The following is an 11,218-nucleotide window of genomic DNA, read 5'->3' on the forward strand; positions in this document are numbered from 1 at the left end:
AATTAATATCGAATTAGAATTATTATAGTTAATTAAAAAATATATTTTATGAGCACACTATTTTTTGATGCTCAAAACCAACATTTAGGAGGAATTTTAATATGTTATTAATCGGCACAGAAGTAAAACCGTTTAAAGCTAATGCTTACCATAATGGAGAATTTATCCAAGTTACTGACGAAAGTTTAAAAGGAAAATGGAGTGTAGTTTGTTTCTACCCAGCTGACTTCACATTCGTTTGCCCAACTGAACTTGAAGACTTACAAAACCAATACGCAACTCTAAAAGACTTAGGCGTTGAAGTATACTCTGTATCTACAGACACTCACTTCACTCACAAAGCATGGCATGATAGCTCAGAAACTATCGGCAAAATCGAGTACATCATGATTGGTGACCCAACTCGCACAATCACTACAAACTTCAACGTTTTAATGGAAGAAGAAGGTCTTGCTGCTCGTGGTACATTCATCATCGATCCAGACGGCGTTATCCAATCTATGGAAATCAATGCTGACGGTATCGGCCGTGACGCAAGCATTCTTGTTAACAAAATTAAAGCTGCTCAATACGTACGTAACAACCCAGGTGAAGTTTGCCCAGCTAAATGGCAAGAGGGTTCTGCAACACTTAAACCAAGCCTTGACCTTGTAGGCAAAATCTAAGGAGTTCGATCAAAATGATACTAGATGCAGATATAAAAACACAACTATCCCAATACCTTCAATTAATGGAGAACGATATTTTACTTAAGGTAAGCGCAGGAGACGATAACGTATCTAAAGATATGTTAGCTCTAGTAGACGAATTAGCTACTATGTCATCTAAGATTACAGTAGAAAAAGTTGAATTAGAGAGAACACCAAGCTTTAGCGTAAACCGCCCTGGTGAAGACACTGGTGTCGTATTCGCTGGTATTCCATTAGGACACGAATTTACATCATTAGTGTTAGCTTTACTACAAGTAAGTGGACGCGCTCCAAAAGTTGAACAAAAATTAATCGATCAAATTAAAAACATTCAAGGCGAATATCATTTTGAATCTTATATCAGCCTAAGTTGTCATAACTGTCCTGATGTTGTACAAGCTCTTAACGTAATGAGCGTTCTTAACCCTGGTATTACACATACTATGATTGATGGCGCTGCATTCAAAGAGGAAGTAGAAAGCAAAGACATCATGGCAGTACCAACTGTTTACCTAAACGGCGAATCTTTCGGAAGCGGTCGTATGACACTTGAAGAAATTTTAGCTAAAATGGGTAACGGTCCAGATGCATCAGAGCTTTCTGATAAAGATCCATACGATGTTCTTGTTGTTGGTGGCGGCCCTGCTGGTGCAAGTGCAGCAATTTACGCAGCACGTAAAGGCATCCGCACTGGTATCGTTGCTGAGCGCTTCGGTGGTCAAGTAATGGATACTATGGGCATTGAGAACTTCATCAGCGTAAAAAAGACTGAAGGTCCTAAGCTAGTAGCAAGCCTTGAAGAACACGTAAAAGAATACGACATCGATGTAATGAATCTACAACGTGCGAAACGTTTAGAGAAAAAAGAACTTATTGAAGTGGAACTTGAAAACGGCGCTATTCTGAAAAGTAAGAGCGTAATCGTTTCTACAGGTGCTCGCTGGCGTAATGTTGGCGTACCAGGTGAAGCTGAGTTCAAAAATAAAGGTGTAGCATATTGCCCACACTGTGACGGTCCATTATTCACTGGAAAAGACGTAGCAGTTATCGGCGGAGGTAACTCTGGTATTGAAGCAGCTATCGACTTAGCAGGTATCGTTAAGCACGTAACTGTTCTTGAATTCATGCCAGAATTAAAAGCTGATGCTGTATTACAAGAGCGTCTTAACAGCTTACCAAACGTAACTGTTCTGAAAAACGTTCAAACGAAAGAAATCACTGGTACTGATAAAGTAAACGGTATTTCTTACATCGATCGTGAAACTGAAGAAGTTCATCACGTTGAATTACAAGGTGTATTCGTACAAATCGGTCTTGTGCCAAACACAGACTGGTTAGGCGAAACAGTTGAACGCGTTCGCGGTGAAATCGTAACAGACAAGCACGGCGCTACAAACGTACCAGGAGTGTTTGCTGCAGGTGACTGTACAAATAATCCGTACAAACAAATCATCATCTCTATGGGTTCAGGTGCAAACGCAGCTTTAGGTGCATTTGATTACTTAATCCGTAACTAATAAAAAACAGGTGCCTTGGCACCTGTTTTTTTATTACCCTAATGTATAAACTAAAAACCTCTCATTCCCATTCTTCTCATAAGCACCTGGCAATCTAACTTCTTTCTTCAGCTCAAACGCAGTCTGATTTTCTAAGAAGAAAATATAGTCCTCAGAAGGATAATATAAAATAATATCCACTTCTCTCCCCGTGTTTTCTACTGAAAGCAAAATGTTATTTACTACATTCATAAACACTTGCACAGAAAACGGATTAAAGAAATAAAACCTATTATCATGTGGATCAATCTTATATTCCTGCGCTAAACAACATTGGAATTGAATTTTCCCCTTACTGTTTCTTGCCTTTCGTGCATAACGATCTCGATTATCAATCGCTTCTTTATAAAACTCTTCATTCATTTCAATTCCAACTGCTGAAGCCCCACATTTATGATGCATATAAAAGTTTAATCGCCCTTTTCCGCACCCAAAGTCTACAATTCGGTCACTACTTTTTATTTCATATTGATTCAGTAACTCATCTAATCCGCTATACGGCGTCGGTTCATAACGGTGATAATGCATAGATTTGTTAAACCCTTTTTGCTCACCGACTGTTTTTATATGTAAAACTGCATCGTAATATTGTTCGTTCATTCGTTTTCTCCTATTAAAAAATGGTACTTATTATTATACACCATGTACTGGAGGCTCATTTTTCATCAAATTAATAGGTACGTGAAATTATATTAACGATTTTCTTAATATATCTATCGTAACTTCAAATATATCAACGATTTTCTCAATATATCTATCATAACTTCAAATATATCAACGATTTTCTCAATATATCGATTTACCGACAATTCACGACAAAAAAACAGGAGCTCTTTAGCCCCTGTCTTCTAACACTTTCAATACAGTTTGTTTCAATATTTCTACCCCATCCATAATACAACTATGATCAAACCTCATATACGGATGGTGTAATCCAGGTTGTAGGTCTGCTCCTAGTCCAAGCATGACAGCTTTTAAATGTGGTCTTTTCACTGTATAGTAATGGAAATCATCGCTTCCTGTCGTATAGAGAGGCCCTGTGCATCTCTCTTCCCCATACACTTCGAGAATACCTTTACGCATAAAGCGCTCTGCTTCTTCGGAAACCTCTGCTCCTGGTGCAAGATCCATCCATTCGTATGAAGTTTTCGACCCCATCGATGCAGCTGATTCTATTACATGCTCAATCTTTTTCTTTAATTCTTCTAATAGTATATTACTCTCAGCTCTTACATCTAAACTGAAATGACCATTTCCTGGAATGATATTTAAATTATCACCACCTGCTTGGCATCTCGTCATTTTTACTGAATAAGAACTTTGCGGTGGCAGCCAAATATTTTTCAAACCGATATTAATCATGGAAATGACATCAATCGCATTCACACCTTGGTGTGGTCTTGCCCCGTGTGCATCCTCCCCATGAATCATACCCTCTAAAAACCCTGCTGCTCCATGGCGAATAGATGGGGCTGCTTGTTTCAAAGATAGTTCTTCAATTGGTCTTAGATGGATGCCAAATAAGAAATCAGCATCATCTACAGCACCTTTCTCCACCATCTTCAAAGCACCATTCCCCTTCTCTTCTGCCGGCTGAAAAATAAATCTAACCATACCACTTTTCCATCTCATATTTTTCAATTGTAAAATAAGTCCCATTACAATGGTCATATGAGCATCATGGCCACATGAATGGTTCGCTTTAAATTCTCCATTTACTTCTTGCCAAAGTGCATCCATATCAGCACGAATCGCAATAACTGGATTCCCGCCTCCAATCTCAGCAATTACACCTGGACAATCATCAAATGTTCTATATGAAATTCCTTCTTCTTTTAAAAAGTCAGTAATATACGCTGTCGTTTCATATTCTTTCCAACTTACTTCAGGGTTTTCGTGTAAATGCTGAAAAATCTCCGTTAAGCGCTCTTGTAGTTCTAATGTTTTCAACGTTCCAGTCTCCTTCCCACATTACAAACGATTCGGGTTAATTATACTTATGAAAAACAGATGTTTTTATGAACATATTGAATTTTAAGAAAAAAGTCAATTGTTTATTTTTAAATACTTAAAAACCTTACTCTGCACTTATATTACAAACTAAACAAACAACTAGAACATTCCTTATTTTCTGTTTTTTATGTTGACGCTTACATAAACTTTTAGTTATCATAACCTAATAAACGTCTATTTTACGACAATTCTAAAAATACAAACAAACATACGTAACAAGGAGGAACTTTATGAAAAAAGAAATACCTTTTGGAATAGCGATTATCCCTATTATCATTACCGTTGCAGTTATGATGGTTACAATTGTTGTATTAAAACAAACCCCTCACGTTCCACTTATTATCGGTACAACCGTTGCTTCTATTGTCGCTTGGCGTTATGGTTACAAATGGAATGATCTTGAAGAAGCAATGTATAAAGGGATTCGTCTTGCATTACCTGCTATCGTCATTATTATTCTTGTTGGCTTAACAATTGGTGCTTGGATTGGCGGTGGAATCGTCGCAACGATGATTTATTACGGTTTAAAACTTTTAACTCCATCACTATTTTTAGTTTCCATTACCGTCATTTGTTCTATCGTTGCATTAGCAATTGGTAGCTCTTGGTCTACAATGGGGACAATTGGTGTTGCTGGAATGGGAATTGGCCTAAGTATGGGAATCCCAGCTCCAATGGTTGCTGGTGCCATTATTTCAGGCTCTTATTTTGGCGATAAAATGTCACCGCTTTCAGATACAACTAACCTAGCCGCAGGATTAACAAATACAGATTTATTCGCACACATTCGTCATATGTTATTTACTACAGTTCCAGGTTTAATTATTACTCTTATCGTTTACGCGCTCTTAGGAAGAAGCTTCGGCGCTAACAATATTGATGCGAAGAGCATCGATCAAACGTTACAAGTATTGCAACAAAACTTTGTTATCTCACCTTTCCTACTCATTATACCCGTAGTCGTTATGGTATTGGTCGCAAAAAAAGTTCCTGCTATACCAGCGATTCTCGTCGGTATTATTTTAGGATTTTTATCACAAGTCTTTATTCAAGGTGGTTCTGTCTCAGCATCTGTCGGTGCACTCCAAGCTGGATTTGTTATAGACACTGGAAACAAGCTAGTAGACGAACTATTTAACCGCGGTGGCTTAGATTCGATGATGAATACAGTCTCTATGACAATTGTCGCTATGACTTTCGGAGGAGTATTAGAACATACAGGTATTCTTCGCTCAATTGTAAATCAAATTTTAAAGTTAGCGAAATCAGCAAAAGGGCTTATCGCTTCTACTATCGCATCTTGTTTTGCAACAAACCTTACTTGCTCTGAACAATATATTTCAATTGTTGTCCCTTCAAGAATGTACGCAAATGCATACACAGAAAAAGGACTACATTCAAAAAACTTATCCAGAGCATTAGAAGATGGCGGAACATTAACTTCTGTCTTCGTTCCTTGGAATACGTGCGGTGTATTTATTCTCGCTACACTTGGCGTAGGTGCATTTGAATATGCCCCTTATGCTATTTTGAATTTCATCGTACCTATTATCTCAATCATTTATGGCATAACAGGCTTCACAATTGTAAAACTATCAGACATTGAAAAAGCAGAATTACTAAAGAAACAAAAAGCTCAACTAGAAGCTTAAAAATAGCGGTAAATTCAGTTCATATAGTGCGCGAGGTCGCCCTTGTTGATAGGGCATTTCCTCGCCACAAATATGAGCATACCCGTAATCAACTAATTTCTTTAACAACCTTTCTGTCGATCTTCGAGTCACTTGTAAGTACTCAGAAAGGTCAGCTGCTGTAAACTTCAATGACGGATGCGATTGACTAAATTGAATGATTTTTGACAAGTTGGCCGGACTAAGCTTCGTTTCCTTCGCTATTTTCATTAGTTCCGGATTATCATTTTTCAAACTTTGTACTCTCTGTTCTTTCGGGAACGGACCAAACAAATCTTTATCACTTGTTAGTATATAAAAACAACGATCTATTGGATTATTCTTTGCAAAACTTTGAGCAATTTTTGCATTTTGCTCCGCCTCTTTCACGGTTTTCCCATAACCAAATCCAATAGCTATCGTTCCTTCTACGCTCGCAAACAAGTTATCTATCGCATTTGTTTTAATAATTGATTCGATATCACCACGAGTTGTATACAAAATGCATGTCATTTCATCCACTTGTTTAAATGAACCACGTAGTTCTTTTGAAATGACATCTAGTTTTTCAAGCAAACTCGCTCGTAATTCTAAGGAAGAAATAATACAAGCACCAACAGTAGCTGAATAGCTTTTTGCTAACTCAGCTTTTATTTTTGCATCTTTTAGACCATGTATAATGGATTGTGTTGGATCAATCATGCGCTCTGAAGGAACACCTATTTTTTGAAGCTCGTCGTAAACAGCGTGAATACTAGTTAAAGCTAAATGAGCTTCTCCAGATTGATATTTAGCTACATGAAAATCGATAACTCTATTTATCTCATCTTTACTCCACAGCATATTTTCATAATCCAACACTTGCGGGCTTTCTTTTATACCAATATCATGGAACACATTTGTAATAAACGAGCGGTCTACTAAATCGATGGAAATGTTATGTGGTTGAATACTTTGATGATACATGATAGAAAGAATTGAAGATGCGATAGTTGTCTCGTCTTGCTGTAAGTATGTACTTGGAATTCGTAATTGTTCTCTTATTTCTTTTGCCATATAATAAGGTAAAGCACCTGAGAAAAAGATGACATCACAAGGCTTTAGACACTTTAATAATTCAGAAGATTCCGCCGGATGAAGGTAAATATATGGATCAATTTCTATTCCTTCTAATTTTTGAGCAATAGGAAAAAGGTTCTCCATAAACTCCTTTGAACCGACAACTGCAATTTTTATCATCATTTTCTCTAACTCCTTATCATTAATTAACGACTATTTAACGTCAACTATATCAAATGTACAAAACTATTGTAAACAGGAAGGGGTTTCTATTCAATGAAAATTACAGCTATTCATCTTTACGCAATTCGTTTACCGCTTCGCAATCCGTTTGTTATTAGTTATGGCTCTTATTCTGATATGCCCTCTATTATCGTCAAAATGGAAACAGATGAAGGTATTATCGGTTACGGTGAAGGCGTTGCTGATGATCACGTCACAGGTGAATCATGGGAAAGTACTTTCCATACTTTAAAACATACGCTAACCCCTGCTCTAATCGGGAAAAATCCAATGAATATCGAAAAAATACACGACATAATGGACAATACAATTTACGGTGTTCCAACAGCGAAAGCTGCAATTGATATTGCTTGTTTTGATATAATGGGCAAAAAACTAAATCAACCTGTATATCAATTAATTGGCGGGCGCTATCATGAAGAATTCCCTGTCACTCACGTTTTAAGTATTGCCGATCCTGAAGATATGGCTGAAGAAGCTGCTTCTATGATTCAAAAAGGTTACCAATCTTTCAAAATGAAAGTTGGTACGAATGTAAAAGAAGATGTGAAACGTATTGAAGCTGTACGAGAACGTGTAGGAAATGACATCGCTATTCGCGTTGATGTAAACCAAGGCTGGAAAAATAGCGCAAACACATTAACAGCACTGCGTTCATTAGGACATTTAAACATTGACTGGATTGAACAACCTGTTATCGCGGACGATATTGATGCCATGGCTCATATCCGTTCTAAGACAGACCTCCCGCTTATGATTGATGAAGGACTAAAAAGTTCTCGTGAAATGCGCCAAATTATTAAATTAGAAGCTGCTGATAAAGTGAATATAAAACTAATGAAATGCGGTGGCATATATCCAGCTGTAAAGCTCGCTCATCAAGCTGAAATGGCCGGCATTGAATGCCAAGTGGGATCAATGGTCGAATCATCTGTTGCCTCTTCCGCAGGATTCCATGTCGCTTTCTCAAAGAAAATCATTACGAGCGTAGAGCTAACAGGACCATTAAAATTCACAAAAGACATCGGAAACTTACATTACGATGTACCATTCATTCGCTTAAACGAGAAGCCGGGACTCGGCATTGAAATAAATGAAAATACACTACAAGAACTAACCGTCTTTCAAGACGTTGTACGCTAAAGGAGGACTATCATATGACGGTTCTATACGAAGGAACATTAAAACAAAATAACGAATCATTTCACGTTACATTACTATCACTAGAGCACATCGAACAAATTTTATCACTACAAAACATCGTAGTTGAAGCACTAGAAGATAAAAGTCGTTTACAACCACTCTCACAAGAAGAATTTCAATACATTCTAGAAGGAAACGGCATGATGATCGGTGCTTTTATCGAAAACGAACTCATCGCATTTCGCGCTCTACTCGTCCCTCCTATCGACGATGAACATTTAGGGCTTGATATTGGTTTGCCAGAAAGTGAACTACACCGCATCATCTATCAAGAAATCTCAAACGTTCATCCGAACTGCCGAGGAAATGGGATGCAAAAAATATTAGCAAAAGTCATTATGGAAGAATTGCAAAAAGAAGACAGCAAATATGATTATGTATGCTGCACCGTTGCTCCTTTTAACATTCCGAGTTTGAAGGATAAATTTGCGCAAGGAATGGAGATTGCTGCGCTGAAGGAAAAGTATGGTGGTAGTCTGCGGTATGTTTTTGTGAAGGAATTGCGCAGAGATAAGGAAAACGATTGGACAGATGTTCAAAGTATTCTAATGAATGATGCTAGTGGACAGCAGGCTTTGCTTTCGGAGGGGTATCGTGGGTATGAGATGGAGAAAGTTGATGAAGAATTTGTTGTGAAGTTTGGACGATAATCTATATACTCAAAAAAGGAGATGCCTGCTATGACATCTCCTTTTACTTTCTCTTCATTGAACATATCGATTGCAACTCCAAATATATCGGCGGTTTTCGAAATATATCGGCGCAACTCCAAATATATCAGCGATTTTCGAAATATATCGGCGCAACTTCAAATATATCAGCGATTTTCGAAATATATCGACTTACCGACAAAGATTGACAATAATTGCAACCTATACAAAGCGCAACATTAAACCGTCATCTTCCAACTAGATAAAGCTAACCAGTTCTCCATTTCCTTATAATCGGGCATGATTTTCCCGACAAGACGCCAAAACGATCGATCATGATTTAAATGAACCATATGACACATTTCATGAACAACTACATAGTCAATTACTCGCTGTGGTGCCATTGCTAGCTTCCAATTGAATGTTAGTTGTAAATTCGAATCGCAAGTACCCCAAGTACGACTACTATCTGTAATACGAATAGAACGTGGTTTTGTTTTGAAATTACTTTGATGCGCTTTAATACTCTTCTCTACTAAAGATTTACACTGCTTATAGTAAAATCGTTTTAAAGCTTGTTGTATTTTCTCATCCTTAAGCTCTTTCACATAAATATGTAACTTATCCCCTTTAAATACTGCGTTGTCTTGCTCAATGCTTGCATCTTGGGAAATCTGTATCGGATACGTATTCCCTAAATACAAAAAGCCTTCTCCTTGATCATAATCCTTTTCCTGTGGTCCATGCGCTCGCTCCTGCATTTCTTTACATGTTGTCTGAATCCAACCCCACTTCTCTTCTAGCAACTGGACTAAGTATTCAACAGGTGTCCCTTTCGGAGCCTGCACTTCCACATTTCCATACGAATCCACAAAAAGACGCACGGACTTTTTCTTCTTATAAGTTATATGAAAATTAATTGTCTCACCTAAATATGTATGTACCATTTCATCACCTAGCATAGTATTTTTACAAATAAAAAAGAGTAGGATACGAACGTCCTACTCTACCTATTATATCATTTACTGCTTTAACGAACTCATTATCCTCTATACTTTACACCTAATCCCTTAATGAAATTCCTTGCGTATCTATCGCCGCACTCTTTGTAATTTTTATGACCTTTTTTTCTTAATAGAGCGCCTAACTCTCCTTTTGTTACCGTAACGCCTACGCTATCTAATATATCAAGTACATCCTCACTCGTTAAAGATAGTGCGATTTTCATTTTCTTTAGAAGAAGGTTATTAGCACTCTCTTTACTTTGTACAGGTGCCGGTTGTCCTGGTTTCGGATCTTGCTTCCCTCTTTTTAAAGTAATAAATCCATTGAAAAATGCCTCTAACATCATCATATCGCATGTTTTTACGTACTCATCTTCAGCTACCTCATCATTTTCAGCTTCATGCTGAGGAGCCCTCTTTATTTTTGTAAGCATATCAACTACGTCTTCTTTCGTTACTTCCATCCCGCCAAGTTTAAAGATTTCTACCATATCTATGTCTTTTATATCTAAAGCGTATCTTACTCTTTTTAATATATCGTTGTTACTCATTGCCATTGTTTTGCCTCCTGAAATGTTGATTATTTATTCAGCAGTTAAAGTTTATCCTATAACGTGCTTTAAATTATCATGTTTAATATAATTTTCTAGTTAATTCTTGCTAAATTAATACTTTAACATTTTAGAGGTATGTTTTGTAGTCTTACTCGGATTAATATTTATGAGATCCATTCTCATTATGCTTATGGATTCAAAAATATACTTATAAAAGCAAACCTCTTCTCTATGTGAACTTTCATAGAAATAAAGTATGCAGAATATATAAGTCATTATAAATAACCTACAAAAAGAAGATAGCAAATACGATTATATGCGCTATACCGTTTAATATTACATACAAGATATACGGATTAAGAAGCATAGCGAGATTATGTGGGAGATTTTAAGTAACAATTATCATTAGAAGAACCTTATTAGAGGCGATTGATGAATATTCGAAACAATGAAAGATCTAATGTATTATCTTTTATGACAAATAAAAAGATGGGCTATCATGATTCACTCGATACCCACCTTTCTTTTGTTAAAATTTCATAAGGTATACATATTATACTTCTTCAACATGTTATAC

Annotated in this window: 10 protein-coding genes; 5 read left to right on the forward strand and 5 right to left on the reverse strand. The window is 36.9% G+C overall.

From position 1 onward, the window contains the following. The first annotated feature begins 101 nt into the window (after nt 1-101). The gene (gene ahpC, locus ABWK52_RS21340) at nt 102-665 is read left to right on the forward strand and encodes an alkyl hydroperoxide reductase subunit C (RefSeq protein ID WP_000924420.1); all 564 of its coding nucleotides are present in this window, start codon (nt 102-104) and stop codon (nt 663-665) included. A 14-nt stretch (nt 666-679) separates the two neighbouring features. After that, the gene (gene ahpF / locus ABWK52_RS21345) at nt 680-2,206 is read left to right on the forward strand and encodes an alkyl hydroperoxide reductase subunit F (RefSeq protein ID WP_000599501.1); all 1,527 of its coding nucleotides are present in this window, start codon (nt 680-682) and stop codon (nt 2,204-2,206) included. Between the two features lie 33 nt (nt 2,207-2,239). Here ahpF and ABWK52_RS21350 read toward each other — a convergent pair whose 3' ends face one another. Together ABWK52_RS21350 and ABWK52_RS21355 are read right to left on the reverse strand one after the other, a co-directional pair. Then, nucleotides 2,240-2,845, reverse strand: a complete 606-nt coding sequence (locus tag ABWK52_RS21350; RefSeq protein ID WP_048567395.1) for an SAM-dependent methyltransferase — start codon at nt 2,843-2,845, stop codon at nt 2,240-2,242. 234 nt (nt 2,846-3,079) lie between these two features. Then, nucleotides 3,080-4,195 carry a M20 peptidase aminoacylase family protein gene (locus ABWK52_RS21355; RefSeq protein ID WP_000853511.1) on the reverse strand — a complete coding sequence of 372 codons (1,116 nt, stop codon included), beginning with the start codon at nt 4,193-4,195 and terminating at the stop codon, nt 3,080-3,082. 293 nt (nt 4,196-4,488) lie between these two features. On the opposite strand from ABWK52_RS21355, the gene nhaC reads away from it, so the two are divergent. Then, nucleotides 4,489-5,910: a Na+/H+ antiporter NhaC gene (gene nhaC, locus ABWK52_RS21360; protein WP_000711520.1), complete on the forward strand. Its 1,422-nt coding sequence runs from the start codon at nt 4,489-4,491 to the stop codon at nt 5,908-5,910. On the opposite strand, the gene ABWK52_RS21365 is transcribed toward nhaC, so the two are convergent. Continuing rightward, a complete protein-coding gene (locus tag ABWK52_RS21365; protein WP_000972803.1) occupies nt 5,899-7,170 on the reverse strand; it encodes a hypothetical protein in 1,272 nt (423 codons plus the stop codon). The two genes, nhaC and ABWK52_RS21365, sit on opposite strands and share 12 nt — an antisense overlap. A 93-nt stretch (nt 7,171-7,263) precedes the next feature. Here ABWK52_RS21365 and ABWK52_RS21370 point away from each other — a divergent pair, with 93 nt between their 5' ends. Further along, nucleotides 7,264-8,373 carry a mandelate racemase/muconate lactonizing enzyme family protein gene (locus tag ABWK52_RS21370; RefSeq protein WP_098542183.1) on the forward strand — a complete coding sequence of 370 codons (1,110 nt, stop codon included), beginning with the start codon at nt 7,264-7,266 and terminating at the stop codon, nt 8,371-8,373. A 14-nt stretch (nt 8,374-8,387) separates the two neighbouring features. Continuing rightward, nucleotides 8,388-9,083 carry an N-acetyltransferase gene (locus ABWK52_RS21375; RefSeq protein WP_098542181.1) on the forward strand — a complete coding sequence of 232 codons (696 nt, stop codon included), beginning with the start codon at nt 8,388-8,390 and terminating at the stop codon, nt 9,081-9,083. Nucleotides 9,084-9,322: 239 nt separating this feature from the next. On the opposite strand, the gene ABWK52_RS21380 is transcribed toward ABWK52_RS21375, so the two are convergent. Both ABWK52_RS21380 and ABWK52_RS21385 read right to left on the reverse strand, forming a co-directional pair. After that, nucleotides 9,323-10,030, reverse strand: coding sequence for a M48 family metallopeptidase (locus tag ABWK52_RS21380; protein WP_098542179.1), 708 nt, complete (start codon nt 10,028-10,030; stop codon nt 9,323-9,325). A 95-nt stretch (nt 10,031-10,125) separates the two neighbouring features. Beyond that, nucleotides 10,126-10,644 carry a DUF1456 family protein gene (locus ABWK52_RS21385; RefSeq protein ID WP_042874253.1) on the reverse strand — a complete coding sequence of 173 codons (519 nt, stop codon included), beginning with the start codon at nt 10,642-10,644 and terminating at the stop codon, nt 10,126-10,128. Nucleotides 10,645-11,218 lie beyond the last annotated feature (574 nt).

Origin of the sequence: Bacillus sp. AP50 (assembly GCF_040492675.1) — a bacterium.
In the GTDB taxonomy this organism is placed as follows: domain Bacteria; phylum Bacillota; class Bacilli; order Bacillales; family Bacillaceae_G; genus Bacillus_A; species Bacillus_A cereus.